Source organism: Streptomyces sp. NPDC104226, assembly GCF_055584085.1.
Map to the genome: position 1 here is coordinate 231,773 of NZ_JBVJMS010000010.1, position 26,246 is coordinate 258,018.

A 26,246-nucleotide genomic window follows, 5' to 3' on the forward strand; every position below is an offset into this window, starting at 1 on the left:
GCTCCGCCCGATCCTGCCTGGGGGATGTTTCACGTGAAACCGATCGACCCGCGCCTGCTTCGGTACGCCCGGTCCACCCGCCTCTTCCTGGGGGCGGTGGTGGCCCTCGGGCTCGCCGGGGCGGGGCTGGTCGTCGGCCAGGCGATGCTCATCGCCGAGATCGTGGTCGGCGCCTTCGAGGACGGACTCGACGGCGCGGCCCTGCGGACACCCCTGCTGCTGCTCGCGGCGGTGGCGCTCGGCCGCGGCCTGGTCGCCTGGCTGACCGAGCTGGCCGCGCACCGGGCGAGCACGGCGGTCAAGTCCGAACTGCGCGGCCGGCTGCTGGACCGTGCGGCGGACCTCGGACCCGGCTGGCTGAGCGGCCAACGGACCGGTTCACTGGTGGCCCTGGCCACCCGGGGCGTGGACGCGCTCGACGACTACTTCTCCCGGTACCTGCCCCAGCTGGGGCTCGCGATCGTCGTCCCCGTGGCGGTCCTCGCGCGGATCGTCACCGAGGACTGGGTGTCGGCGGCGATCATCGTGGTCACGCTCCCGCTGATCCCCCTGTTCATGATCCTGATCGGCATGGCCACCCAGTCCCGGATGGACCGCCAGTGGCGGCTGCTGTCCCGGCTCTCGGGACACTTCCTGGACGTGGTGGCCGGTCTGCCGACCCTCAAGGTCTTCGGCCGTGCGAAGGCGCAGGCGGAGTCCATCCGCAAGATCACCGATGACTACCGGCAGGCGACGATGCGCACCCTGCGCATCGCCTTCCTGTCCTCGTTCGCACTCGAACTCCTGGCGACACTGTCCGTGGCCCTGGTCGCCGTGACCATCGGCATGCGGCTCGTCCACGGTGAGCTGGACCTCTACACCGGACTGGTCATCCTGGTCCTGGCGCCCGAGGCCTACCTGCCCCTGCGTCAGGTCGGCGCGCAGTACCACGCGGCGGCGGAAGGACTGGCCGCCGCGGAAGAGATCTTCGAGGTGCTGGAGACCCCGGTCGCCGCCTCGCCCGGGACGGCCCCCGTCCCCGTCTCGGAGCTGCGGATCGAGCTCGACGGGGTGGCCGTCCGGTACGCGGGCCGCGGCGAGGACTCCCCCGGAGCCGTCTCGCTGACGGTGGAACCGGGCGAATGCGTGGCCCTCACCGGCCCGAGCGGCGCCGGCAAATCCACGCTGCTCCAGGTCCTGCTGGGCTTCGTGACGCCCAGTGCGGGCCGGGTCCTGGTCGGGGGCGCGGACCTGGCCGGGCTGGCGCCCGAGCAGTGGCGGGAGCAGATCGCGTGGGTCCCGCAGCGGCCGCACCTGTTCGCGGGGACGATCGCGGAGAACGTACGGCTGGCGCGCCCCGGCGCCGCCGATGCCGAGGTGACCGCCGCCCTGGTGGACGCGGGGGCCTGGGAGTTCGTACGGGCCCTGCCGCGGGGGGCGGACACCCTCCTCGGCGAGGGCGGGGTCGGACTGTCCGCCGGACAGCGCCAGCGCCTCGCGCTGGCCCGGGCGTTCCTGGCGGACCGGCCGGTGCTCCTGCTCGACGAGCCGACGGCGGCACTCGACGGCGAGACCGAGGCGGCCGTGGTGGAGGCCGTACGCCGCCTCGCGGTCGGCCGGACCGTGCTGCTGGTGGTCCACCGGCCGGCGCTGCTGGCCCTGGCCGACCGGATCGTGCGGGTGGGGGCCGGCCCCGCTGGGTCCTCCCCCGCCGCGCCGCTCCCCGCCGTTTCGCTGCCCGCCGTTTCGCTTCCCACCGTGCGGGCGGGGCAGCCCGAGCCTGGCCCGGCGCCGCGCGATCCCGGCGAGTGGATCCTCGGGGATGCTCCGGAACGGGCCGCGTCCACCGGCGGCAGCGATGCCGGCGGTGGCGATCCGCTCCGGCGGGTACGGGGCGTGGCCAAGGCCTGGCAGGGACGGTTCAGGCTCGGCCTGTTCCTCGGGGCGCTGGCCGTCGGGTGCAGCGTCGGGCTGATGGCCGTCTCCGGATGGCTCATCTCGCGCGCCTCCGAACAGCCGCCCGTGCTCTACCTCATGGTGGCCGTCACCGCGACGCGGGCCTTCGGCATGGGACGGGCCGTCTTCCGCTACGCGGAGCGGCTCGTGTCCCACGACGCGGTCCTGCGGATGCTTGCCGACCTGCGCGTCTCGGTGTTCCAGCGGCTGGAGCGCATCGCGCCCGCCGGACTGCGCACCCAGCGCCGCGGGGATCTGCTGACCCGGCTGGTCGCCGACGCCGACGCCCTGCAGGACTACTGGCTGCGCTGGCTGCTGCCCCTCGGCACCGCGCTGCTCGTGGGCACCGGCTCGGTGGCGTTCACCGGCTGGCTGCTGCCCGAGGCCGGGGTGGTGCTCGCCGTCGGGCTGCTGGCCGCCGGGGTCGGCGTACCGCTCGTCAGTGCGGTCTGCGCGCGCCGGACGGAGCGCCGGCTGGCGCCCGCCCGGGGAGAGCTCGCCACCCGTGTGGCGGATCTGCTCACCGGAACCGCGGAGCTCACGGTCGCCGGAGCACTCGGCGGACGCAAGGCCGCCGCGAAGGACAGCGACCGCACCCTGACCGGGATCGCGGCCCGGGCGGCCGCCGTCACGGGACTGGGGAGCGGGCTGTCCGCCTTCCTGACCGGGCTGACGGTGGTGTGCGCGGCCGCCGTCGGGGCGAACGCCGTCGCCGGTGGCCGGCTGTCCGGGGTGGCCATGGCCGTGGTCGTCCTGACGCCGCTGGCCGCCTTCGAGGCCGTCGGCGGCCTCCCGCAGGCCGTCCAGTACCGCCAGCGGGTCCGGCGCAGCGCCGAGCGGGTCTACGAGGTCATCGACACGCCCGCCCCGGTCACCGAGCCGGAGCGGCCCGAAGCCCTGCCCGCCTCGCCCTTCCCGCTCCGGTTGACGGGGCTCGCCGCCCGGCACCCGGGGCAGGAGAACGAGGCACTGAGCGGGCTCGACCTGACCCTCGAAGCGGGCCGCCGGATCGCGGTCGTCGGGCCCTCGGGAGCCGGCAAGACCACGCTGGCACAGGTCCTGCTGCGCTTCCTGGACCAGCACGAAGGCTCGTACACCCTGGGCGGGACCGACGCGCGCGCCCTCGACGGGGACGACGTCCGCCGGGTCGTGGGCCTGTGTGCCCAGGACGCCCACATCTTCGACAGCTCCGTACGGGAGAACCTGCGGCTGGCCGCCCCGGGGGCGGGCGAGGCGCGGCTGCGGGAGGCCCTCGCCGCGGCCCGGCTGCTGGAGTGGGCCGAGGGGCTCCCGGACGGGCTGGACACGCTGGTCGGTGAGCACGGGGAGCGGATCTCCGGAGGTCAGCGCCAGCGCCTCGCCCTGGCGCGGGCCCTGCTCGCGGACTTCCCCGTCCTCGTGCTGGACGAGCCTGCCGAGCACCTGGACCTGGCCACCGCCGACGCACTGACCGCGGACCTGCTGGCCGCGACCGAGGGCCGTACCACCGTGCTGATCACGCACCGGCTGGCCGGTCTCGAAGAGGTCGACGAGGTCCTCGTCCTGGACGGCGGCGCCGTCGTCCAGCGCGGTGCGTACGCGGAGCTGGCGGCGACCCCCGGTCCGCTGCGCGGGCTGCTCGAGCGGGAACGGGAAGCGGACGGGACGGGCGTCACCGCACAGGCTCGACTTTCCTCCCCAAACGGGACTAACTAGGCTCAAGGGCATGTCAGCGCAGGAGTCCCAGGAATCACCCGAGTACCCGCCGGAGCCCTCACCGGATTCGCCCGACCCGCTGGAGGCCGCGACCGCCGCCACCCGGAGTCTCCAGGGGCTTTCCACCGAGCTCACGGCCCGGGTGCCGCAGTTGCTGGAAGCCATGAGGTCCGTCGGTACCGGCCTCGAACTGCACTCCACGCTGGACCGGATCTGCGAGACGGCCGCCGAACTCGCGGACGCCCGCTACGCGGCCATCGGCGTGGTCGACACCGAGGGCCGGGGGCTCTCGGACTTCGTCACCTTCGGGATCAGCGACGCGCTGGCGAGGAAGATCGGGCACCGCCCGGACGGGAAGCGCGGCCTGCTCGGCGCACTGATCTCCAACCCCGACCCGGTCCACCTCGCCGACCTGACCAAGGACCCGCGCTCGGCGGGCTTCCCCGCCCATCACCCGCCGATGAAGACCTTCCTCGGCGTTCCGATCCGGGTCCAGGGAGAGATCTTCGGCAACCTCTACCTGGCGGAGAAGAACGGCGGCGGCGAGTTCAACGACTACGACGTCCACATGGTCCGGGTGCTCGCCACCGAGGCGGGCATCGCCATCGGCAACGCCCGGCTCTACGAGGCCGCCACCCAGCGCGAGCGCTGGATCGACGGCTCGGTCGCCGTCACCACGGCCCTGCTGTCGGGCGGGGACGCGGACGACGCGCTCGCGGTCGTCGCCGAACAGGCCCGCCGGCTCGCCGATTCGGCCGCCGGGATCGTGATGCTCCCGGCCGAGGAGGGCGGGATGGAGATCGTCGCCGTCGCCGCGGAGAACCCGGCGACCTCGCTCGGCGTCGTCATCCCGGCCGAGAGCCCGGTGGTGGCCAGACTGCTGGAGGGCGAGCCGCTCTTCGTGGACGACGCCGCCTCGGATTCGCGCATGATCAGCCGCCTGACCAGCCAGTACGGGGCCTGCATGATGCTTCCGCTGCAGAGCGGGGGCCGGGTGCTGGGGGCCCTCGTCACGCCCCGGGCCCGCGGGAAGCGGCCGTTCACGGAGGCGGAGCGGACCCTGGCCACGCAGTTCGCCTCGCAGGCGGCCCTGGCGCTCATGATGGCGGAGGCGCAGCGGGACCGGGAGCGCCTCGCGGTGTTCGAGGACCGCGACCGGATCGCCCGCGACCTGCACGACCTGGTCATCCAGCGGCTCTTCGCCACCGGGATGATGCTGGAGGGCGCTCAGCGCCGCTCCGTCGTCCCGGAGGTCCAGGAGGGCGTCGGCAAGGCCGTGGACGAACTCGACGTGACGATCCAGGAGATCCGCACCGCGATCTTCGCCCTTCAGCAGGGACCGGCGGAGGCCCCCTCGGGGCTGCGCACCCGGGTGCTGCGGGAGATCAACATGGCCGCCGTGCCGCTGGGCTTCAAGCCGGCGCACCGGTTCCTCGGACCGATCGACGCGGTCGTCGGCGAGCTCGTCGGCAAGAACCTGATCGCCGCCCTGCGCGAGGCGCTGTCGAACGCGTTCCGGCACGCGGAGGCGTCCCGGATCGAGGTGGTGCTCGACTCCACCGTCAGCCTGCCCGACGGGCGTCCCGGAGTCCGGCTGCAGGTGGCCGACGACGGGGTGGGCATTCCCGAGGGCGGACGGCGCAGCGGTCTGCGGAACCTGCGCCGGCGGGCCGAATCCCTCGGCGGGTCCAGCTCGTACGGCCCCGGCCTCGGTGAGGAGGGCGGCGGGACCACCCTGGTGTGGGAGGCCCCGCTGTAGCCGCGAGAGGGCCTAGGCCGAAAGAGACGGCCTAGGCCTCGGTGCGGGCGGTCCGTTCGGCCAGGATGCGCTCGATGACCAGGGCGACGCCGTCCTCGTTGTTGGCGACCGTACGGCCCGACGCGGCCGCGATCACATCCGGATGGGCATTGCCCATCGCGTACGAGGTGCCGGCCCAGCCGAGCATCTCCACGTCGTTCGGCATGTCGCCGAAGGCGACCACCTCGGCCGGCGAGATGCCCCGCTCCTCGCAGCACAGCGCCAGGGTGCTCGCCTTGGAGACCCCGGGACCACTGATCTCCAGCAGGGAGGTGGGGCTGGAACGGGTGATCGTGGCGTACGCACCGGCGACCGAGCGGGCCAGGGCCAGGAACTCGTCCGGAGCCAGCTCGGAGTGGTGGGCGAGCACCTTGAGGACGGGCGCCGAATCGTCGTCCGTGGCCTCGTGGAGAAGGGTCTCCGCGGTGGCGACGTTGGCACCCGGGTCCTGGTAGAACGGCGGGTACTGCGGTTCGTAGTTGATGCCGGTGGTCAGCTCGACGGCGAAGGTAGTGCCGGGGGCGGCGGCCCGCAGGGCCTCCACCACCTTGAGCGCGGTGATCCGCGGCAGGGGCCTGACCTGGATGAACTCCCGGCCCGAGGGCTGCCGGCCGGTAGCCTGCCCGTCGGTGATCTGCCCGCTGGTGTCCTGCCGTTCGATGGCATGCAGGTCGACGATGGCTGCGCCGTTCGCGCAGATGGCCAGGCCGTGGCCCTGGACGTGGTCGCTGACCACTCCCATCCAGCGGGCCGGGCGCCCGGTCACGAAGAACACCGCGATACCGGCCTCCTCGGCGGCGGCGAGTGCGGCGACGGTGCGTTCCGATACGGATTTGTCGTCGCGCAGCAGGGTGCCGTCGAGGTCGGTGGCGATGAGCCGGGTCGCGGGGATGGGCCCGTCCGGGCGCTGGGGAGCCGAGGTCACGGCTCCATCTTCGCCCATGCCGACGGCCGGCGATGTTTCACGTGAAACATCGCCACATGGTTGTCAGTGGGTGGTGGAAGGATCTCCTCGCCGGCTCCACTGCCGTTCGGGCCGCCGGCACGGTGCCGGTTCCGACGACGTCACACGGGGGCGACGTGCTCATCCCTTCAGCCCGCACACCGGACTGCGCCGCCTGCGGCGGCCCGCACGCCAACTGGGTCGTGAGCCTGGCGATGGTCCTGTGCACGGCGTGCGCACGAGCGAGCACCTACCACCCGGAGCGAGAACCGGTGCTGGTGGGCAAGGTCCTGGCCGATGCGGCCCATGCCGCCGACGCCGCCGACGCCCTGGCCCACACCGTCCGCACCACGACTCCGGCCCACCCCTACTCCGCCGTCCTGCTCGCCCTGTGGCGTGCCCGGGCCCAGCGCGGGACATGACGGCGCCCGGGGCGGCGGTCGTAGGCTCTGGTCATGACTCTTCGCCTGAGCACCGTGATCCTTCCCGTCCACCGGTGGAACGACGGGGGACGTGAACGCTGGCAGAGGGCCGAGGAACTGGGGTTCCACACGGCCTACACCTACGACCACCTGTCCTGGCGGACCTTCCGGAACGGGCCGTGGTTCGGTGCGCTGCCGACGCTCACGGCCGCCGCGACGGCGACGGAGCGGTTGAGGCTCGGCACGCTCGTCACCTCGCCGAACTTCCGGCACCCGGTGACGCTCGCCAAGGAGCTGATCTCCCTCGACGACATCTCGGGCGGACGGATCACGCTCGGGATCGGCGCCGGCGGCAACGGGTTCGACGCCACGGTGCTCGGACAGGAGCAGCCGTGGACCCCCAAGGAGCGCGCCGACCGCTTCGGGGAGTTCCTGCCGCTGCTCGACCGGCTGCTCACCGAGGACTCCGTCTCGGACCGGGGCGCGTTCTACTCGGCCGGGGAGGCCTTCAACATCCCCGGGTGCGTCCAGCGGCCCCGGCTGCCCTTCGCCGTCGCCGCGACCGGCCCCCGCGGCCTGAAGCTCGCTGCGCGGCACGGGCAGGCGTGGGTGACGACCGGTGACCCGAAGATCTTCGAAGAGGGCACCCCGGAGCAGTCGGTGCAGGCCCTGCGCGGCCAGATCGAGAAGCTCGGCAAGGCGTGCGCGGAGATCGGCCGGGACGTGGCCGAGCTGGACAAGATCCTGCTCACGGGCTTCACCCCGGACCGGGGGCGGCCGCTGGAGTCCGTGGCGGCCTTCGTCGACTTCGCCGGCCGCCACCAGGAGCTCGGCTTCACCGAGCTCGTGATCCACTGGCCGATCCCCGACTCGGACTTCGCCGCCGACCAGGGCGTCTTCGAGCAGATCGCCACCGAGGCGCTCGCCCAGCTGGGCTGAGACGGAACCAGCCGAAGTGGTCGTGCCGCTGCCGTCGCCCCGCAGTTCGGAGCGACGGCAGCGTGCGTCCTCAGCCCGAGGTGCGCAGCAGGTGCTCCGTCGTGCGTTCGGCGCTTTCCAGGAGCCACTCCGGGGCCACGCCCTCGGGCAGTGCGCGGACCTCGGCCGCCAGGGCCGAGACCCGGGCGGCGCCGGCCTCGGGACGGCCCAGCTCGTGCTCGGTCCAGGCGGCATTGTTCACGCACTGGAACCGTGCCTGTAGATGGTCCGGGCCGAGCTCCGCGTGGAGGGCGGCGGCCCGTTCCCAGAGCAGGACCTCCTCCAGCCGCAGGGCCTCCAGCTCCTCTGCGCCCAGCGGTTCGGTCCCCAGCGGTTCGGTCCCCAGCGGTTCGGAGGGCCCTGAACCCGGGCCCCCTTCTTCCTCTTCCTCCGCCTCCTCGTCGGCGCGGACCCGGCGGTCGAGGACCTGGGCGAGCTGGTTCCAGGTCTCGGCCAGCTCGGCCCGTGCCTCGACGTCCTCGGGGTCGTCCGCCAGCACGGCGGTCAGGACCCCGGCCGCCTCGTCCATCCGGGCCCGGGCCCCCGCCACCGCCGCGTCGGTGACCGCGTCGCGCAGCCCCAGCCAGGCCAGGGACCGCAGGATCCGCACCTCGGCGACCGGCGCGTCCTTCGACCGCCTGCGCAGTTCGAGGGCCCGCTCGTAGGCGGCGACCGCCTCCGGCACCAGCCGGGCCTCGGACAGCTGATCGGCGGCGGCCTGCGCGAAGTTCGCCTGCGGACGCGGGTCCTCCCAGGCCTCGGAGAGCTCCGCCGCCAGCAGGTACTGCTCGGCCGCGCCCCGGGGGGCGTGCAGATCGCGCAGCAGGTCGCCCAGGAACTCCCGGGCGGAGACGGCCTGGCCCTGCCCGTGCTCCAGCAGGTCCGGCAGCGTAGACTGCAGCACCTCGGCCGCCTCGGCGGTGTGGCCCTCGCGGGCGTGGCAGCGGGCGAGCAGCAGCCGGGCCTGTGCCCCGCCGTCGGCGGTGAGCCCGGCCTGGTCGAACCAGTGCGCCGCCTCCAGCGCGTGCCGTGCGGCCTCCGAGTCGGCCTCGCCCCGCCCCAGCAGGATGTCGGCGAGGGTGAGCCGTACGGCGGCCTGCGCCTCGGCGTCGGTCACCTCGGCGGCATGCGCCAGCCCGGCTCGGGCCGACTCCTCGGCCTCGGCGGGCCGGTCCAGGGACATCAGGACTCCGGCACGCAGCACGAGCGGGTCCACGGCGAGCCACGGCCGGCCCGCGGCCACCGAGCGGTCGGCGGAGCCGGCGAGCAGCGTCAGGGCACGGTCCGGGTCGCCCTGCGAGAGGGCGAGCCGCCCCAGCATCTCCTCGGCCTCCGCCACCACGTCGGGCAGGGCCGCAGCGTAGGCATCGGCGAAGGCGGTGAGCTCGGCGGCCAGCTCGCCGTGGCCGTGCCCCTGCCCGTGGCCGTGCTCCGGCCCGTCGGCGTGCCCGTGCCCGTGGCCGTGCCCGTGTCCGGCGTCCTCGGTGGCCTCGACCGAGCGCAGGTACGACTCCACCCGGATCCCGGTCAGTTCCGCGAGGGCGATCCGCCGGGTGCGCAGCGGCTCGTCCGCGTCCAGCGCCTCGGCGGCGCGGAGGGCGACGGCCAGCAGCGCGCGCAGCTCCCCCGGCGCGGTGCCCGACTGCGCGGCCACGGTCGCCAGCCGCAGCTCGGCCAGGGCGGCGCGCTCCGCGACCCCCAGCTCCCGGTAGCGCTCGCGTACGCCGGCCAGCAGCTCCGCGGCGTCCGCGGAGCCGGCCCGAGCGGCGGCCAGGGCCCGGTGGTCCGCCACATCGGCGGCGGCCAGCGGATCGGACCCGGCCGTGGCCTCGGGCCGGAGGGCCACCTCCTCCCAGAGGGCGTCCGCGCCGGGATGCCCGAGGTCGCGTGCGGCCCGGGCCCGGTCCACGAGTTCCGCGAAGCCCTCGGCCGGCGCCGTGGGCCCCGGCACGGGGGCGGGGCCCGGCTGCGGGAGCGCCGCGAGCGCGGAGCTTCGTACGCCCAGGGGCAGGACCGCGGTCAGCGGGGCTCCGCCGATCCGTGCGAGGAACCGCTCCGAGACCCGGGTGGAGCCGTTGCGGGCGTCGAACCGCCGGGCGATGTCGAGGGAGTCCGCGCGCAGGGCCTCGTACAGCTCGGAGACGGTGCGCGGGCTGCCCTCGTAGGGGACGGCGGGGCTCTGCCCGTGGCCCAGCTCCGTCAGCCGGCGCAGCAGGACGAGGATTCCGCCGTGGAAGGCGAGCCGGTCGGAGAGGTTGGCGAGCGGGGCCACGTGCGCGGCGTGCTCGGCCAGGATCTCCAGGCCCCGGGACTCGTTCCCGGTGAGCGCGCAGAACTCGATGTGCCGTCCCACCGAGGGCAGCAGGCTCTCCTTGTCCCGGGCCAGCCGGTATCCGCGCAGATGGGCCGAGCGGGCTTCGTCGAACCGGCCGAGCCGCACCAGCGGCAGCAGCGAGGTGGCCAGGATCCGGTGGGGCTCCTCGGCGCAGGTCTGCTCGCCGGAGAGCACCGGCTGCCAGACCTCCAGGGCCTCGGCGTCGTCACCGCGCAGCATGGCGTAGTGGCCCTGGCTGTTGAGCTCGCAGGCGTGGCAGTCGCTCATGTCGTCGCGGTCGGCGGCCTGCCAGCGGGCGTACGCGCGGCCGGCCCGCTCGTCGTCGGCGGTCGCGTCGGCGAGCCACAGCTCGGCCTCGCGCACGGGACGCTCGCTGTAGCCGGCGATCCGGTAGCGGCGCTCCATCTCGTCCAGCCAGCCCGCGGCCGACTCCAGCGGGATCTCGGGCGAGTGGCCGATGGCGCTGGCGATCCACTTGAACTGCCAGAACAGCGAGTGGGCGTCCCACTCGTCGAAGGCGCCGGGGTCCTTGTCGTACTCCTGGAGCAGCCGGGCGAAGGGCACGAGCATCTTCGGCGACTCGGAGCTGTACAGGTAGGCGTTGATCAGGTTGTCCAGTGCCGCACGGAACAGCGGCCGGTCGCCGGTCGCTTCGGCGGCCGCGGACAGGGCCTCGGCGTGGGCGTTGCGTGCGGCCCCGCCCGGAGCCTGGCGGTTCTCGGCCAGTCCGCGCTCGATCTCCTCGCCCGTCATCGTGCTCACTTCTGCTCCCCCTGGGTGTCGGTGCTGTCCGTGCTGTCGGTGCCTTCGGTGCTGTCCGTACCGGTGACGGCGTGGGTCGCCCATTCCAGGAGCCCGAGGAAGGCCCGGTTGAGCAGGGTGGTGTCGGCCGCGCGCAGGGGCCGCTGGGACCTCAGCAGGGCCTGGCCGTACAGCGATTCGACGGCCGTGGCGGTCAGTGCCTCCTCGGGGAGGGCGGCGATCCGGCGGATGAGCGGGTTGTTGTGGTTGAGCACGAGGCGGGCGCGCGGGGCGGAGCCGCGCAGCGAACCGAGGATGCCGCTCCACAGCGAGTCGGCGGTCTCCAGGGCGGCGGTGCGGTCGCGCTCCTGCCGGGCCTGGCGGTCGTCGAGGTAGAGCGCGGGGACGGTGGCGGGCTGGAAGGCGCGCAGGACGACGTCGCAGCTCTGGGGTTCCAGGCGGGTGCGGGCCGTGGCCAGGAAGGGGGCCAGGGCCAGTTCGGCGGAGGTCGGTACCGGATCGAGGCGTTCGGTGACGGCTCCGGCGTCGAGCTCGGTGACCTTGAGCTCCGGCCGTACGGCGGGCAGCAGGGCCAGCAGGTCGGCGTCGTAGGTGTAGCCGGCGTTGATGACTCCGAGGCCGTGGGCCGCCGCGATCGGGGCGATCTGGCGGAACTCCTCCACGGTCCGGGTGAAGTGGATCTCGGTGTGCGCGGCGGCGAACTGCTCCAGGTTCATCGAGCCGTCGCTGGTCTCGAACGGCAGCCAGGGCAGCATCAGGCCGAGGAGCTCGGCGTCGTGCCGGGCCAGCGACTTCACCCCGAGGTGGTGGACGCTCAGGAAGGCGGCCAGCCGCTCGGGTTCGCTCGTGGCGAGCTCGGCGAGCCAGGCGCGGACTCGGGCGCCGAGGGCCTCGCGCACGGCGGCGAGCGTCTCGTCGTCGTACAGGTTCTCGCGGGAGGCGGTGGGCCGCAGCGTGTCGGTGTCGAGGACGGCGCGGACGAAGAACGCCCAGTCGGGCAGCAGGTTGTCGGCCTTGTCGGTCAGCAGCATGCCCTTGAGATGGACGCGGTGTCCGGACCGGTGGGCGGGGCTGGTCGGCTCGGGCAGGACGTACGCGACTCCGCGCACGCCGGCCACGGGAAGGTCGAGGTCGATGCTGTCGAGCGGGGTGAAACCGAAGAGCTCCGCGCAGTGCCCGGCGAGCGCGACGCGGCGGGCGGCGGGGGTGGGGAAGGGCCGGTCCCAGACGGCGGGCCGGTCGGTGACCGGGCGGGGTCCGGCGCCGGAGCCGTCGTCGAAGGTGATGTCGTAGGGCAGCAGGGAGCCGTAGTCGCGGGCCAGTTGCCCGACCTTGGCCGGGACGGTCCACTCCTCGGCGCCGGGGCGGGCCTCCAGGACGACGGTGGTGCCCGGCTCCGGGCGGGCCTCGGAGGGCAGTTCGCGCACGGTGTACGAGCCGTCGTCCGTGGCCAGCCATTCGACGGGCGCGGCCAGCGGATCGCGGGCGGAGCGGGTGACCACGCGGATCTCGCGGGCGACGACGAAGCAGGCGAGCAGGCCGATGCCGAACTGGCCGAGGAACTCCTGACGGGTGGTCTCCAGGCCGTGCGGGCCGCCGCGCTTGGAGCTGCGGCCGATGGTGGCGAGGAGGGAGTGGGCCTCGTCGGCGGTCAGGCCGATGCCGCTGTCCTCGATGGTCACCCGGTTCCCGGTGGCCGACAGTCGGATGCCGATCTCGGCTTCGGGATCGAGGGCGTGGCGGGCGGTGACCGCGTCGACGGCGTTCTGGAGGAGCTCGCGGACGTACACGCGGGGGCTGGAGTAGAGGTGGTGGGAGAGCAGGTCGACGAGGCCGCGCAGATCGACCTGGAAGGTGTTCGGGAGGGGTTCTTCGGAGATCATGGAGCGTCACCTCGCGTGCTGGTACGGGTCGTTCGGTGACCGCGAGGTGCCCCCCTCACAGATCCCGGAGTGAGGAACAGAGTAGGGGGATGATCTGACAATCCCTCCGTGAATTCCTGGGCTGCCCGGGCTTCTCCGGCTTATTGGAACCGCAGGAATTGCGGCGGTACCGACTCCGCCAGCCACACCCCATTGGCGCTGACCCGGAAGACGTGCCCCGCGGCGCGCATCGCCCCCGCGTCCACGGCGAGGACGACCGGCCGGCCGCGGCGTGCGCCGACGCGGGTCGCGGTCTCCCGGTCCGGGGAGAGGTGGACGTGGTGGCGGGCCATCGGACACAGCCCTTCGGCGCGGATCGCGTCCAGGGCGGCCGCGACGGTGCCGTGGTAGAGGTACGCGGGCGGTTCGGCCTCCGGCAGGTCCAGGTCCACGGGGACGGTGTGGCCCTGGCTGGCGCGGATCCGGCTGCCGTCGACGGCGAACCGCTGCTTGTCGTTGGCGGCGACCACGTGGTCGAGCTCGGCCCGGCTGATCGGGAAGTGGTGGGCGGCCGCGGCGCTCAGGAGATCGTCGATCTCCACCCAGCCGTGCGGATCGAGCACCAGTCCGATGCGTTCCGGCTGATGCCGGAGGTGTTTCGAGACGTATTTGGACACCTTGACGGTGCGCTTGTCATCCATTCGCCCAGCGTGACGGCTCGGCCGGGTCCGGCGCAGCGAATTTTCGCCGTTCTCCCCAACCTGGACTCCCTCTATCGCGTTTCCAAGATACGGAATACATTTTCCGCTGAACTGCCACTCAAGGGGAAGAAAAGTATGACAAACAGTGCGTCTCTGTCGCGGCGTGCGACCGCCGAGCTCGTCGGCACCGCCGCCCTCCTCGTGGTCGTCATCGGATCGGGAATCCAGGCCGCGTCGCTCACCTCCGACACGGGGGTGGCCCTGGTCGCCAACTCGCTCGCCTCGGCCATCGGACTCGGGCTGATCATCACGCTCTTCGGGCCGCTCTCGGGCGCCCACCTCAACCCGGTGGTCACCCTCACGGCCTGGTGGGGCCGGCGCACCGGCGGCGAAGGGCTCGCAGGCCGGGAAGCCCTGGCCTACGTGGCGGCCCAGACCGCCGGGGCCATAGGCGGCGCGGTCCTCGCGGAAGCGATGTTCGGCCGCATCCCCGGAGCCTTCTCCACCCAGGTGCGCGACGGCGGGCACCTGCTCGTCGGCGAGGTCGTGGCCACCGCCGGACTGGTCCTGGTGATCCAGGGCCTCGGCCGCATCGGCCGGCCGAAGCTGATCCCGGCCGCGGTCGCCGCCTACATCGCCGCCGCGATCTGGTTCACCTCCTCCGGGTCCTTCGCGAACCCGGCCGGCACCATCGGGCGCAGCTTCAGCGACTCCTTCACCGGCATCGCCCCGCAGTCGCTGCCGGGGTTCGTCGCCGCCCAGCTCGTCGGCGGGATGCTCGGCCTGGTCCTCGCGGCCGTGCTCTACGGGAGCACCCGCCGGGCGGTCGCCGACACCGCCGGAGCCACCGCCGCGGGAGCCGGCACCACCGGGGCCGCTGCCACCGAGGTCGCCACCACCACCGTCACCCCGGTGGCCGAAACCAGCACGCCCGGAACGGCGTACCAGGCCGTCAGCTGACCCTCCGGGATGGTTTCCCCACAGGTCGGCCGGACTTGTCCACAGCCCTTTGCGCCGGTTTCGGCGACAAAAGCGTGATCCGACCTGTGGACTACTGAGCGAGCACTACCGGCCGCCCCGGCTGGCCAGATCGTTCATCGTCCGGGCCTGCAACTCCCGTTCCGTGGCGGCCCGGACGAACTCCGCCACATGGTCGGGCCCCACCAGCTCCTGCACCGCCCGCACGGTCTCCGCGGGCAGCGCCACCGGGGCCGGCCCGGACGGCTGAGGGGTTCCGACGGCCCCGAGGTGCTGCTGCAGGTGCCGGGTCGCGAAGAGGCGCATCGCCCGCGCCAGCTCCGCGTCCACCGTCTGCTGGGCCAGGGGCCGCAGTCTCCGTACCATCGTCGCCGCCTCGGCCGCATCGGAGTCCGTCGGCGGGACGGCCCCCAGGTACCGGGCGAAGACGTGCTCCGTGGTGAACTCCAGGAAGCGCGAGGCGATCAGCTCCACCTGGCCGCGCAACTCCCGCAGATGACCGGTGATCGCGGGCAGCGGGACCCCCGCCGCGTACAGCTCGGCGGCCACGGACAGCTCCTGCGGGGACGGTACGAGGAACTGGTCCGGGCGCCCCGGGATCCGCTCCAGCACGCCCAGTTCGCAGGCCTCGCCGACGGCCTCGTCGTCCGGCTTGCCGCCGAACCGTTCGTTCAGCTCGTCCCGGCTTATCCGGGCCGCTTCCTCGTCCGTCCACGGCCCGTGCACCTCGGCCACCAGCCCGAGCACACCGCCGAGCCCGCGGCCCGCGTCCCAGGCCTCCAGCAGTTCCTTGATGGAGGCCAGGGTGTAACCGCGGTCCAGCAGGTCGGCGATCTGGCGCAGCCGCGCCAGGTGCGTGTCCCGGTAGACGTTGGAACGGCCTCGTCGCTCCGGCTTCGGCAGCAGACCGCGGTCCTGGTACGCCCGGATCGTGCGGACGGTCGCACCGCTGTGGTGCGCCAGATCCTCGATCCGGTACTCGGCTACTGCCTGCTCGGACAATCCCGGCTCCCTACGACATGGCGGCTCGGCCGACCGCGCCCGCAGCTGACCGGGCTGCGGGCGAAGCCGCGAGGTACTCGACCGCCCTGCGCAGCGAGCCCTCCTGCGAGGGATGGTACGACCGCCGCAGGTAGCGGGGTATGGCCATGCCGAGCTCTCTCCACGTGGGCAGCAGACCCTTGGCCACGGCCCGGTGGTGCTCGCGCAGCGAATAGCGGGTCCCTCCCCGCAGTTCGGGGTCGTTGCGCAGCAGGTACGAGGCCCCCGCGATCCACAGCCAGGCCAGGACGGGCGCGACCACGGCCATGCCCTCGATGCGCCGGAGGTAGCGGGGCAGGCCCGCGCCTCCGCAGTGCTGGTACATGTCGAAGGCGACGGACCGGTGCTCCACCTCCTCGGCGCCGTGCCAGCGCAGCAGGTCGAGCATGACCTCGTCCGCTCCGGCCGCGTCCAGTCCCTCGGCGCCGAGCACCCAGTCCCCGAGGACCGCCGTGAACTGCTCGATCGCGGCGATCAGCGAGAGCCGGAAGCGCAGCCACTCCTGCGCCGTGACCGGAGCCCCGAAGGGCGGGGTCTCCCCGAGCAGCTTCTCGAAGAGGAAGTCCACGTACTTCGTGTACGCCTCGGTGGGCAGCCGCTGTTCGGCGAGGTGCTCCAGCACGACGGAGTGCTGCACGCTGTGCGTGGCCTCCTGGCCCATGAAACCCTTCACGTCGCTGCGCAGCTTCGGGTCCGTGACCAGGGGCAGGCCCTCTTTGAAGACCTTCACGAACCACCGCTCGCCGGCCGGCAGCAGCAGGTGCAGCACGTTGATGACGTGGGTGGCGGTGGGCTCGTCCGGTATCCAGTGCAGCGGGGTGGTCTTCCAGTCGAAGGCCACCCGGCGCGGGGCGATCGCGTACCGGGCGCCGGCCCGGCCCGCGTCCGCCGCCCCGCTCACAGCCTGGGCTCCAGTTTCGCGAACCGCCGCAGGGTCCCCGGCGCGAACCGGGACATCCACAGGGCGCCCTTGGACTCGGGGGTCACCGGGACCACGGCCTGGTTCTTCACGACCGCGAGGAGGATCGCGTCGGCGACCTTCTCCGGCGGGAAGTTGCGCAGCCCGTAGAGGCGCGAGGACTTCTGCTGGCGCCGCTTCTCCTCGGCCTCGTCCACTCCGGCGAAGCGGGAGGTGGCGGTGATGTTGGTGTTGACGATGCCGGGGCAGATCGCCGACACCCCGATCGACTTCGACGCCAGCTCGGCCCGCAGGCACTCGCTGAGCATCAGCACCGCCGCCTTGGAGGTGCTGTACGCAGGCAGCGTCCTGGACGGCAGGTAGGCGGCGGCGGAAGCGGTGTTGACGATGTGGCCGCCCTGCCCGCGCTCGGCCATCTGCCTGCCGAACAGCCGGCAGCCGTGGATGACGCCCCACAGGTTGACGTCGAGGACCTTCTTCCAGTCCTCGGCGCTCGTGTCCAGGAACGAGCCCGACAGGCCCACCCCGGCGTTGTTGACCAGGACGTCCACGATCCCGTACTCGGAGGCGACCTTCTCGGCGAGCTTCTCCATGGCCTGCTCGTCGCTGACGTCTACGCACTCGCCCCAGGCCTCCGGCGAGCCGACCAGCCGCGCCATGTCGGCGGTGCGGGCAGCGCCCTCGGCGTCCCGGTCCACGCACACCACCCGGGCGCCGGCCTCGGCGAACGCGAAGGCGGTGGCCCGGCCGATGCCACTGGCTGCCCCGGTGACCAGGACCAACTGGCCGCCGAAACGGTCGGCGTACCGGCCCGGAGCCTTCTGCTCCGGCGCCCGCACGGCGGGCTCCTCCCGGGAACCGACGAACTCGGTGATCCACGCGGCCAGCTGGTCGGGCCGGGTCCGCGGCACCCAGTGCTTGGCCGGCAGGGTGCGCCGCACCAGGTCGGGGGCCCACAGCTCCAGATCGTCGTAGAGCCGCTCGGAGAGGAAGGCGTCCCCGGTGGGGGTGATCAGCTGCACCGGTACGTGTGCGTACGCGTCGGCGCGCGGCCGGCGCAGCCGCGCCCGGACGTTGTCCCGGTAGAGCCAGGCGCCGTGCGCGGCGTCGGAGGGCAGGGAGGCGGTGGGGTAGTCCCCGGCCGGGACCTGCTCGATCCGCTCCAGTACCTTCGGCCAGCGCTTGCCGAGCGGTCCGCGCCAGGCGAGCTCCGGCAGCACGGGGGTGTGCAGCATGTACACGTACCAGGACTTGGCGCCCTGGTTCAGCAGCTGGGCCGCCCGCCGCGGGGTGGGCCGGGCCATCCGCTTCTTTATCCAGTGCCCGAAGTGGTCCAGGGAGGGCCCCGACATCGAGGTGAAGGAGGCGATCCGGCCCTCGGTCCGGGCGACCGTCGCGAACTCCCAGCCCTGTACGGAGCCCCAGTCGTGGCCGACCAGGTGCACCGGGCGGTCCGGGCTGACCGCGTCCACGACCGCGAGGAAGTCGTCGGTCAGCTTCTCCAGAGTGAACCCGCCGCGCAGCGGCTGCGGGGCCGAGGAGCGCCCGTGCCCCCGCACGTCGTAGAGCACGACGTGGAACCGGGAGGCCAGCTGCTCGGCGACTTGCGACCAGACCTCCTTGCTGTCCGGGTACCCGTGCACCAGGACGACCGTCGGCCGCTGTGCGTCGCCGAGTTCGACGACGCACAGCTCGACCCCGCCGGTGCTCACCCAGCGCTCGCGCCCGCCCGTCAGGCCCGCGTCCGTCATTGCGCTCATGCCGCCTTCTCCTCAGCCCAGCGCCGCACGTGCGGCAGATCGTCGTCCAGCCAGTACGCGCTCTCCTCGGGGTCCCGGGAGTCGGTGACGACCAGGATCTCCTCGAACTTCGCGCCGGTGCCCCGGAAGCCCAGGTGCGGCTCCACCGCCCACAGGCCGGGCTGGGGCGGGTGGTCGGAGAAGCGGTACGGGCTCCACAGGGGGGACCAGCCCTCGCGGTGGCCGCGCAGGGCATCGGAGGCCAGCCCCTTCAGGGCCTGGGTGCCGAACCCGAACGCGGTCGGTGCCCAGCTCCGCTCCTTGACCCGGTCTATCTTGTGCGCGATGACGCCGAAGGGGTAGGCCCGGTGCCGGTTGGTGTACCCCTGGGCGATCATCAGCCGCTCCACCTCCTCGTAGATCTCGCGCAGGGAGCGGCGCTCGCGGACCTGGTCGAGGATCAGCGCGCGGTGCGCCTGAAGGTCGGACATGAGCCGGTCCTGCACCGGGTTGAGGCCGAGGCTGCCCGAGTACCCGATGTCCGCGGTGTGGCCCTTGTAGACCGGGGCCATGTCGAGGATGAACGGCATCCCCGGCTCCAGGGCCCGGTTCGTCGGGAAGAACTGCAGGGGGATCTTGAAGCCGGTGAAGGCGGTCCGGTCCCCGAACCACGCGAACGGCATGTGGAACCAGTCCCGCACCCCGCGCTCGCGCAGCCAGTCGCGCTGCATCCGCGCGGCCTCGCGCTCGGTCACTCCGGGGCGCAGCTGCGCCGCCACGGCCTCCGCGCACTCGTAGGAGAGGCGCTGCACCTCCTTGAACCCGCGCAGCTCCGCGGAGAGCTCGGTGGTGCGCCGCTTCGTGCGTTGCCTGGTGTCCCCAGCCATGCCAGCCGTCCGTCCATGTAGCCGTACGCGCCCGTAACTTGACACTGATGAATGTGACAATGACCGGAGATCACGTCAAGGCCCGTGCACGGACCTGTGGACAAACTTGTCCGGTACGCATCAGCCCTACGTCAGCCTTATGTCGGGGTCTGTAGTCCTGAAGGCGGAGAAAGGATCGAGCTCCAGGTCTGACGATCCGGACCCGGCGCGCCACTAACGTCGTTCCCGTGACTGTCATCGCGACCGAAAGCCTGAGCAAGCGGTACCCCCGAGTGACCGCCCTCGACCGGCTCTCCCTGGACATCGGCCCCGGAGTGACCGGGCTCGTGGGCGCCAACGGAGCCGGCAAGTCCACGCTGATCAAGATCCTGCTGGGACTGTCCCCCGCCACCGAGGGCACCGCCGCCGTGCTCGGACTCGACGTGGCCACCCACGGCAGCGCGATCCGCGAGCGGGTCGGCTACATGCCCGAACACGACTGCCTGCCCCCCGACGTCTCGGCCACCGAGTTCGTCGTGCACATGGCGCGCATGTCCGGGCTCCCGCCGACCGCCGCCCGTGAGCGCACCGCGGACACCCTGCGCCACGTGGGGCTGTACGAGGAGCGCTACCGCCCCATCGGCGGCTACTCCACGGGCATGAAGCAGCGCGTCAAACTCGCCCAGGCGCTGGTCCACGACCCGCAACTGGTGCTCCTCGACGAGCCCACCAACGGCCTCGACCCGGTCGGCCGCGACGAGATGCTCGGCCTGATCCGCCGCGTCTACACCGACTTCGGCATCTCGGTCCTGGTCACCTCCCACCTGCTCGGCGAGCTGGAGCGGACCTGCGACCACGTCGTGGTCGTCGACGGCGGCAAACTGCTGCGCTCCAGCTCCACCAGCGACTTCACCCAGACCACCACGACCCTCGCGGTCGAGGTCACCGACTCCGACGCCCACCCGGACGGCACCGCCGCCCTGCGCAAGGCGCTCACCGAGGCGGGAGTGACCCTGCACGCGGGCGAGGAGGAGGGCCTGCCCGGAGCCGGCCACATCCTCCTCGTCGAAGCCACCGGCGAGGCCACGTACGACACCGTCCGCGACACGGTGGCCGATCTCGGCATCGGTCTGGTCCGCATGGAACAGCGCCGCCACCACATCGCCGAGGTCTTCCGCGACAGCGACGCGGCGGCCGCCCGGGCCCAGCAGTTCGCAGCCCAGTCCGCCCAGGCCGCCGCCTGGGCCGCCACCCAGCAGAAGGGAGCCGGTTCCGATGGCGCCTGACACCTCGACCCAGATCCACAACATCGGCTACCGGTCCTACGACGGCCCCCGGCTCGGCCGCTCCTACGCCCGCAAGTCGCTCTTCGCGCAGTCCCTGCGCGGCGCCTACGGACTCGGCCGCTCGGCCAAGTCCAAGGTGCTGCCGATGCTGCTCTTCGCGGTGATGTGCGTTCCCGCGCTGATCCTCGTCGCCGTCGCCATCACGGTGCCCGGCTCCACCTCCCTGCCGATCAAGTACACGACGTACGCGATGACCACCCAGGTGATCGTCTACCTCTACCTCGCGTCGCAGGCACCGCAGTCCGTCTCGCGAGACCTGCGGTTCAAGACGGTGCCGCTCTACTTCTCGCGGCCCATCGAGCGCGTCGACTACGTCCTGGCCAAGTTCGCGGCCATGGCCTCGGCCCTGTTCATCCTCACGGCCACCCCGCTGCTGATCATGTGGATCGGCTCGCTCCTGGCGAAGTTCGACTTCGCCGACCAGACCAAGGGATTCGGGCAGGCACTGGTGTCGGTACTGCTGCTGTCGCTGCTCTTCTCCGGCCTCGGCCTGGTCATGGCCGCGCTCACCCCGCGCCGCGGCTTCGGCGTCGCCGCCATCATCGCCGTGCTCCTGATCCCCTACGGCGCCGTGTCCGCCGTCCAGGCCATCGCCTACGAGACCGGCTCGACCGGCGGGATCGAGTGGCTGGGCCTGTTCTCCCCGATGAGCCTCATCGACGGCCTGCAGACCGCCTTCCTCGGCGCCGACTCCGGCTTCCCCGGCAGCGAGGGTCCCTCCGGCGCCGTCGGTTTCGTCTACCTGCTCGTCATCCTCGGCCTCATCGCCGGCTCCTACGCCGCCCTGATGGCCCGCTACCGGAAGGCCGGGCTGTGAGCATCATCGACATCGACCACACCTCCCGCTGGTTCGGGAACGTCGTCGCCGTCAACGACGTGACCATGCGCATCGGTCCCGGAGTCACCGGCCTGCTCGGCCCCAACGGAGCCGGCAAGTCCACCCTCATCAACATGATGGGCGGCTTCCTCGCCCCCTCCACGGGCACCGTCACCCTCGACGGCACCCCGATCTGGCAGAACGAGCAGGTCTACAAGCAGATCGGTGTCGTGCCCGAGCGCGAGGCCATGTACGACTTCCTCACCGGCAAGGAGTTCGTCGTCGCCAACGCCGAACTCCACGGTCTCGACGAGGCGGCCGCCCAGCGAGCCCTGGCCACGGTCGAGATGGAGTACGCGCAGGACCGCAAGATCTCCACGTACTCCAAGGGCATGCGCCAGCGCGTGAAGATGGCCTCCGCCCTGGTCCACGACCCGTCCGTGCTGCTGCTCGACGAGCCCTTCAACGGCATGGACCCGCGCCAGCGCATGCAGCTCATGGATCTGCTGCGGCGGATGGGCGACGACGGCCGCACCGTGCTGTTCTCCTCGCACATCCTGGAGGAGGTCGAACAGCTCGCCTCCCACATCGAGGTGGTCGTGGCCGGCCGGCACGCAGCCTCCGGCGACTTCCGCAAGATCCGCCGCCTGATGACGGACCGCCCGCACCGCTACCTCGTCCGCTCCTCCGACGACCGGGCCCTCGCCGCGGCCCTGATCGCCGACCCGTCCACCGCCGGGATCGAGGTGGACCTCAAGGAAGGCGCCCTGCGCATCCAGGCCGTCGACTTCGGGCGCTTCACCCAGCTGCTGCCGCGGGTCGCCCGCGAGCACGGCGTCCGGCTGCTGACGGTCTCGCCTTCCGACGAGTCCCTCGAGTCGGTCTTCTCCTACCTCGTCACGGCCTGAAGGAGCTGGCACCCATGTACAACCCCACCGTTGCCCGGCTCACCTACCGGGCCCTCCTCGGCCGCCGCCGCGCGCTGATCCTCTGCGCGCTGCCCGTCCTGCTGATCGCCATCTCCATTGCTGTCCGCGCCTTCACGGGCCTCGACGACAAGGTCGCCGCCGACCTCCTCGGCGGTTTCGCCCTGGCGACGATGGTCCCGCTGATCGGCGTCATCGCCGGTACCGGCGCCATCGGCCCGGAGATCGACGACGGCTCGATCGTCTACCTGCTCTCGAAGCCGGTGAAGCGCCCGACGATCATCCTGACGAAGCTGACCGTCGCGATCGCCGTCACCATGGTCTTCTCCGCGATCCCCACCCTGATCGCCGGCTTCATCCTCAACGGCAACGGCCAGCAGATCGCCGTCGCCTACACCGTCGCCGCCCTCGTCGCCTCGGTCGCCTACAGCGCCCTGTTCCTGCTGCTGGGCACCGTCAGCCGGCACGCGGTCGTCTTCGGCCTGGTCTACGCCCTGATCTGGGAGTCGCTCTTCGGCAGCCTCGTCGACGGTGCCAAGACCCTCAGCGTCCAGCAGTGGTCGCTGGCCCTCGCGCAGAAGGTCGCGGGCGAGGGGTACGTGGACGCCACCGTCGGGCTGCCCACCGCGGTGATCCTGCTCGTCGCGGTCACCGTCGGCGCCACCTTCTACGCCGGACAGAAGCTCCGCCGCCTGACCCTGGCGGGCGAGGAGTAGGACCTCCGCACCGGCGCCCACGAGGGTGCCGGCAGCGGATGTTTCACGTGAAACAGTGCCCCGCCCGGCCCACCGGCCAGGCGGGGCACAGCTTTGCGAGAGATCATCGGTGCATGATCGAGCACCCCGAGCCCGAGCCGTCCAGACCAGTGCGGTCCTGGATACGCTCCGCGCCCGGCACCCACATCTGGCTGCTGATCATCGTGGTCACCAGCATCGTGGTCGTGATCGTGCCCGACCATCTCGAACACGTCCTGCTCCACCGCAACAGCAGCAACATCCACGAGCTCGCCCGCCACCCCATACGGGCGCTGCTCAGCAGCGCGTTCTGGATCGAGGACCCCGCCTCGCTCCCGCTCTACTTCGTCCTCTTCGAGGTCTTCCAGGCCAACGTCGAGCGCTGGCTCGGCACCCTGCGCTGGCTGTTCATCATCGCGACCGGACACATCACGGCCACGCTGATCAGCCAGAAGCTGGTCCTGATGGCCATCCAGGACCACCGCGCCCCGCGCAGCATGGTCCACGTCGTCGACATCGGCGTCAGCTACGGACTCGCGACCGCCATCGGGGTACTGACGTACCGCCTGCCCGGCCCCTGGCGCTGGTTCTACCTGGCCGGGACCGTGGCCTTCTTCGGACTCCCGCTCGTCAGCGACGGCACCTTCACCGACTTCGGCCACGCCATCGCACTCGCCGTCGGCCTCCTCGCCTGGCCGCTGACCCGGTACCCGAACCCCCGCCGGAACCCCGGCTGACGGACGGAAAATCACTGGTACGAGGCGTGCGACGGGGGCAGAGTGAGCCGTGCGGGGAGAAACAAGAAGGTCCGGAACGGCCACTTCGAGCGCGCCTCGCGGCGCGGGCCGTTCCGGACCTTCCTCCGGTCTTCCGCTCGGTTACGCGGCGCCCAGCAGACGTTCCAGGACCACGGCGATGCCGTCCTCCTCGTTGGAGGTGGTGACCTCGTCCGCCACGGCCTTGAGCTCCGGGTGCGCGTTGGCCATCGCCACTCCGTGCGCGGCCCAGCCGAACATCGGTATGTCGTTGGGCATGTCGCCGAAGGCGATCGTCTCGGCCGCCTTCACCCCCAGCCGGCGCGCGGCCAGCGAGAGGCCGGTGGCCTTCGTCAGCCCCAGCGGCAGGATCTCCACGATGCCCGGACCGGCCATGACGACGCCGACCAGGCTGCCCACGGTGGCCCGGGCCACCTGGACGAGGGCGTCCTCGTCCAGCTCCGGGTGCTGGATGTACAGCTTGTTCAGCGGAGCCGACCAGACCTCGGCGGTGTCCTCCAGGTAGAGCGCGGGAAGGCCCTCCTGGACCTTGTAGCCGGGGCCGAAGAGCACCTCGCCCTCGACTCCGTCCCGGCTGGCGGCGAGCGCCAGCGGACCGACCTCGGCCTCGATCTTCTCCAGCGCCAGCGCGGCGAGCTTCCGGTCGAGCGTCACCGAGGTCAGCAGCCGGTGCGCACCCGCGTCGTAGACCTGCGCGCCCTGTCCGCAGACGGCGATGCCCTTGTAGCCGAGGTCATCGAGGACGTGACGGGTCCACGGCACGGCGCGGCCGGTGACGATGATGTGCGCTGCGCCCGCCGCGGTGGCCGCGAGGAGCGCCTCACGGGTGCGCTCCGAGACGGTGTCGTCGCCGCGGAGCAGCGTCCCGTCGAGGTCGGTCGCGACGAGCTTGTACGGGAACGGGGCCGTGCTCACTTGGCGATCGGCTCCAGGATTTCCCGACCGCCGAGGTAGGGCCGGAGCACCGGGGGAACCCGGACCGTGCCGTCGGCCTGCTGGTGGTTCTCCAGGATCGCGACGATCGTGCGCGGGACCGCGCACAGCGTTCCGTTCAGGGTGGAGAGCGGAGCGGTCTTCTTGCCGTCGCGGTAGCGGACCGACAGGCGGCGGGCCTGGAAGCCGTCACAGTTCGAGGCGGAGGTCAGCTCGCGGTACTTGCCCTGGGTGGGGATCCACGCCTCGCAGTCGAACTTGCGGGAGGCGGAGGCGCCCAGGTCGCCGGTGGCCACGTCGATGACCTGGAAGGGCAGCTCCAGGCTGGTCAGCCACTGCTTCTCCCAGTCCAGGAGCCGCTGGTGCTCGGCCTCGGCGTCCTCCGGCGCGACGTACGAGAACATCTCGACCTTGTCGAACTGGTGGACGCGGAAGATGCCGCGGGTGTCCTTGCCGTACGTCCCGGCCTCGCGGCGGAAGCACGGGGAGAAGCCGGCGTAGCGCAGCGGCAGCTTGTCCGCGTCGATGATCTCGTCCATGTGGTACGCGGCGAGCGGGACCTCGGAGGTGCCGACCAGATAGAGGTCGTCGCCCTCCAGGTGGTAGACGTTCTCCGCGGCCTGGCCGAGGAAGCCGGTGCCCTCCATGGCGCGCGGGCGGACCAGCGCGGGGGTGAGCATCGGGGTGAAGCCGGCCTCGGTGGCCTGTGCGATGGCCGCGTTGACGAGGGCGAGCTCCAGCAGGGCGCCGACACCGGTGAGGTAGTAGAAGCGCGAGCCGGAGACCTTGGCGCCGCGCTCGACGTCGATGGCGCCCAGGGATTCGCCGAGCTCCAGGTGGTCCTTGGGCTCGAAGCCCTCGGCGCCGAAGTCGCGGATGGTGCCGTGCGTCTCGAGGACGACGAAGTCCTCCTCGCCGCCGACGGGCACGTCGGTGTGGACGATGTTGCCGAGTCGCAGGAGGAGCTGCTTGGCGGCTTCGTCCGCCTCGTTCTGCTCGGCCTCGGCGGCCTTCACGTCCTGCTTGAGCTGATCGGCCTTCTTCAGCAGCTCGGCCCGCTCCTCCGGAGAGGCCTTGGGGATGAGCTTGCCGAGCGACTTCTGCTCGTTGCGGAGTTCGTCGAATCGCATGCCGGAGGACCTGCGGCGCTCGTCGGCGGAGAGCAGTGCGTCGACGAGGGCGACGTCCTCTCCACGGGCGCGCTGCGAGGCGCGGACACGGTCAGGGTCTTCACGGAGCAGCCGGAGGTCAATCACCCCTCCAGGCTACCGGGCCGGGCTTCCGGGGGACGCACCGATATCACGCTGCGTGTCGCTTTGCCCTAATTGCCGCGAATGGAAAACTTCCGACGGGAGGCTGGAAGCGGCCCTTCCGTAGGGGTTGATAAACCGGCTCCATTCCCCGAAAAGGGACAGAGCGGCAGTGATCGGACAGCCCCTGAGCAGGAGTGGAGGGGCTTCCTTGTCCACAGGAATTCCCCAGGCGACCGGCTTATCCACAGGCTGTGCGCCGGATCTGTGGACACAGGAATAGATCAATCCCGACTGTGGAGCGAGCGAGCCCCATCAGGGTTCAAACCACCCTCACACACTCATTCGGGTGGGAATGACTCGCCCCAAAGAGTTGATCGGTGATGCAGGGGTGACGTCGTTCACCTCCCGCTCGTCAGCGCGAAACCTGCGCCCCCCGACCGATTTGTCGACCTTGTCGTGCTGCTCTGTCGACTTGTCCCCAGGTCCA

General features: G+C 72.1%; 20 protein-coding genes. 10 read left to right on the forward strand and 10 right to left on the reverse strand.

From position 1 onward, the window contains the following. The first annotated feature begins 33 nt into the window (after positions 1-33). Together cydD and ACZ60J_RS29655 are read left to right on the forward strand one after the other, a co-directional pair. Complete coding sequence (cydD, locus tag ACZ60J_RS29650) at positions 34-3,630, forward strand: thiol reductant ABC exporter subunit CydD (RefSeq protein ID WP_469686521.1); 3,597 nt, start codon at positions 34-36, stop codon at positions 3,628-3,630. 10 nt (positions 3,631-3,640) lie between these two features. After that, positions 3,641-5,389, forward strand: coding sequence for a sensor histidine kinase (locus tag ACZ60J_RS29655; protein WP_469686523.1), 1,749 nt, complete (start codon positions 3,641-3,643; stop codon positions 5,387-5,389). A 31-nt stretch (positions 5,390-5,420) separates the two neighbouring features. Here ACZ60J_RS29655 and ACZ60J_RS29660 read toward each other — a convergent pair whose 3' ends face one another. Continuing rightward, positions 5,421-6,371, reverse strand: a complete 951-nt coding sequence (locus ACZ60J_RS29660; RefSeq protein ID WP_469686525.1) for an HAD hydrolase family protein — start codon at positions 6,369-6,371, stop codon at positions 5,421-5,423. A 137-nt stretch (positions 6,372-6,508) separates the two neighbouring features. Here ACZ60J_RS29660 and ACZ60J_RS29665 point away from each other — a divergent pair, with 137 nt between their 5' ends. Together ACZ60J_RS29665 and ACZ60J_RS29670 are read left to right on the forward strand one after the other, a co-directional pair. Continuing rightward, on the forward strand, positions 6,509-6,793 hold the full coding sequence (locus tag ACZ60J_RS29665) for a hypothetical protein (protein WP_469686527.1): 285 nt from the start codon (positions 6,509-6,511) through the stop codon (positions 6,791-6,793). Positions 6,794-6,826: 33 nt separating this feature from the next. Then, on the forward strand, positions 6,827-7,732 hold the full coding sequence (locus ACZ60J_RS29670; RefSeq protein WP_469686528.1) for an LLM class flavin-dependent oxidoreductase: 906 nt from the start codon (positions 6,827-6,829) through the stop codon (positions 7,730-7,732). Positions 7,733-7,802: 70 nt separating this feature from the next. On the opposite strand, the gene ACZ60J_RS29675 is transcribed toward ACZ60J_RS29670, so the two are convergent. The 3 genes from ACZ60J_RS29675 to ACZ60J_RS29685 form a co-directional block, all read right to left on the reverse strand. Further along, positions 7,803-10,868 (reverse strand): tetratricopeptide repeat protein, encoded by a 3,066-nt coding sequence (locus tag ACZ60J_RS29675; RefSeq protein ID WP_469686529.1) that lies wholly within the window; start codon positions 10,866-10,868, stop codon positions 7,803-7,805. Further along, positions 10,865-12,751 carry an HSP90 family protein gene (locus tag ACZ60J_RS29680; protein ID WP_469686531.1) on the reverse strand — a complete coding sequence of 629 codons (1,887 nt, stop codon included), beginning with the start codon at positions 12,749-12,751 and terminating at the stop codon, positions 10,865-10,867. Before ACZ60J_RS29680 ends, ACZ60J_RS29675 begins: the two co-directional genes overlap by 4 nt. A 140-nt stretch (positions 12,752-12,891) precedes the next feature. Beyond that, positions 12,892-13,431, reverse strand: coding sequence for an RNA 2'-phosphotransferase (locus ACZ60J_RS29685; RefSeq protein ID WP_469686533.1), 540 nt, complete (start codon positions 13,429-13,431; stop codon positions 12,892-12,894). A gap of 135 nt (positions 13,432-13,566) precedes the next feature. Between ACZ60J_RS29685 and ACZ60J_RS29690 the strand changes: the two genes are divergently transcribed. After that, the gene (locus ACZ60J_RS29690) at positions 13,567-14,391 is read left to right on the forward strand and encodes an aquaporin (protein ID WP_469686535.1); all 825 of its coding nucleotides are present in this window, start codon (positions 13,567-13,569) and stop codon (positions 14,389-14,391) included. Between the two features lie 105 nt (positions 14,392-14,496). Here ACZ60J_RS29690 and ACZ60J_RS29695 read toward each other — a convergent pair whose 3' ends face one another. Genes ACZ60J_RS29695 through ACZ60J_RS29710 form a run of 4 tightly spaced genes read right to left on the reverse strand, consistent with a single transcriptional unit; the run spans position 14,497 to position 18,995 of the window. Beyond that, positions 14,497-15,411: a MerR family transcriptional regulator gene (locus ACZ60J_RS29695; RefSeq protein WP_469686537.1), complete on the reverse strand. Its 915-nt coding sequence runs from the start codon at positions 15,409-15,411 to the stop codon at positions 14,497-14,499. 10 nt (positions 15,412-15,421) lie between these two features. Continuing rightward, positions 15,422-16,351, reverse strand: coding sequence for a metal-dependent hydrolase (locus tag ACZ60J_RS29700; RefSeq protein ID WP_469686539.1), 930 nt, complete (start codon positions 16,349-16,351; stop codon positions 15,422-15,424). Next, entirely contained in the window at positions 16,348-18,120 is a 1,773-nt protein-coding gene (locus ACZ60J_RS29705) for an SDR family oxidoreductase (protein WP_469686771.1), read from the reverse strand. The genes ACZ60J_RS29700 and ACZ60J_RS29705 overlap by 4 nt, the downstream gene beginning before the upstream one ends. 5 nt (positions 18,121-18,125) lie before the next feature. Further along, the gene (locus tag ACZ60J_RS29710; protein WP_469686541.1) at positions 18,126-18,995 is read right to left on the reverse strand and encodes a M24 family metallopeptidase; all 870 of its coding nucleotides are present in this window, start codon (positions 18,993-18,995) and stop codon (positions 18,126-18,128) included. A gap of 227 nt (positions 18,996-19,222) precedes the next feature. Between ACZ60J_RS29710 and ACZ60J_RS29715 the strand changes: the two genes are divergently transcribed. The 5 genes from ACZ60J_RS29715 (at position 19,223) to ACZ60J_RS29735 (ending at position 23,534) form a co-directional block, all read left to right on the forward strand. Next, positions 19,223-20,260 (forward strand): ABC transporter ATP-binding protein, encoded by a 1,038-nt coding sequence (locus tag ACZ60J_RS29715; protein WP_469686543.1) that lies wholly within the window; start codon positions 19,223-19,225, stop codon positions 20,258-20,260. Beyond that, entirely contained in the window at positions 20,250-21,137 is an 888-nt protein-coding gene (locus tag ACZ60J_RS29720; protein WP_469686545.1) for an ABC transporter permease subunit, read from the forward strand. Before ACZ60J_RS29715 ends, ACZ60J_RS29720 begins: the two co-directional genes overlap by 11 nt. Further along, entirely contained in the window at positions 21,134-22,045 is a 912-nt protein-coding gene (locus ACZ60J_RS29725) for an ABC transporter ATP-binding protein (protein ID WP_469686547.1), read from the forward strand. The genes ACZ60J_RS29720 and ACZ60J_RS29725 overlap by 4 nt, the downstream gene beginning before the upstream one ends. Before the next feature lie 14 nt (positions 22,046-22,059). Further along, positions 22,060-22,779: an ABC transporter permease gene (locus ACZ60J_RS29730; RefSeq protein ID WP_250738572.1), complete on the forward strand. Its 720-nt coding sequence runs from the start codon at positions 22,060-22,062 to the stop codon at positions 22,777-22,779. Between the two features lie 113 nt (positions 22,780-22,892). After that, positions 22,893-23,534 (forward strand): rhomboid-like protein, encoded by a 642-nt coding sequence (locus tag ACZ60J_RS29735; RefSeq protein WP_469686549.1) that lies wholly within the window; start codon positions 22,893-22,895, stop codon positions 23,532-23,534. Between the two features lie 141 nt (positions 23,535-23,675). On the opposite strand, the gene ACZ60J_RS29740 is transcribed toward ACZ60J_RS29735, so the two are convergent. Both ACZ60J_RS29740 and serS read right to left on the reverse strand, forming a co-directional pair. Beyond that, positions 23,676-24,488, reverse strand: coding sequence for an HAD family hydrolase (locus ACZ60J_RS29740; RefSeq protein ID WP_469686551.1), 813 nt, complete (start codon positions 24,486-24,488; stop codon positions 23,676-23,678). Next, positions 24,485-25,762, reverse strand: a complete 1,278-nt coding sequence (gene serS, locus ACZ60J_RS29745; protein ID WP_469686553.1) for a serine--tRNA ligase — start codon at positions 25,760-25,762, stop codon at positions 24,485-24,487. The genes ACZ60J_RS29740 and serS overlap by 4 nt, the downstream gene beginning before the upstream one ends. Between the last annotated feature and the right edge of the window lie 484 nt (positions 25,763-26,246).

Bases quoted from the DNA above. Each gene is read 5' to 3' on its own strand.
- ACZ60J_RS29730 (WP_250738572.1), top strand. From the start codon at position 22,060: ATGTACAACCCCACCGTTGCCCGGCTCACCTACCGGGCCCTCCTCGGC.
- ACZ60J_RS29680 (WP_469686531.1), bottom strand. From the start codon at position 12,751: ATGATCTCCGAAGAACCCCTCCCGAACACCTTCCAGGTCGATCTGCGC.
- ACZ60J_RS29735 (WP_469686549.1), top strand. From the start codon at position 22,893: ATGATCGAGCACCCCGAGCCCGAGCCGTCCAGACCAGTGCGGTCCTGG.
- ACZ60J_RS29720 (WP_469686545.1), top strand. From the start codon at position 20,250: ATGGCGCCTGACACCTCGACCCAGATCCACAACATCGGCTACCGGTCC.
- ACZ60J_RS29705 (WP_469686771.1), bottom strand. From the start codon at position 18,120: ATGACGGACGCGGGCCTGACGGGCGGGCGCGAGCGCTGGGTGAGCACC.
- ACZ60J_RS29690 (WP_469686535.1), top strand. From the start codon at position 13,567: ATGACAAACAGTGCGTCTCTGTCGCGGCGTGCGACCGCCGAGCTCGTC.
- ACZ60J_RS29660 (WP_469686525.1), bottom strand. From the start codon at position 6,371: ATGGGCGAAGATGGAGCCGTGACCTCGGCTCCCCAGCGCCCGGACGGG.
- ACZ60J_RS29710 (WP_469686541.1), bottom strand. From the start codon at position 18,995: ATGGCTGGGGACACCAGGCAACGCACGAAGCGGCGCACCACCGAGCTC.
- ACZ60J_RS29670 (WP_469686528.1), top strand. From the start codon at position 6,827: ATGACTCTTCGCCTGAGCACCGTGATCCTTCCCGTCCACCGGTGGAAC.
- ACZ60J_RS29685 (WP_469686533.1), bottom strand. From the start codon at position 13,431: ATGGATGACAAGCGCACCGTCAAGGTGTCCAAATACGTCTCGAAACAC.
- ACZ60J_RS29655 (WP_469686523.1), top strand. From the start codon at position 3,641: ATGTCAGCGCAGGAGTCCCAGGAATCACCCGAGTACCCGCCGGAGCCC.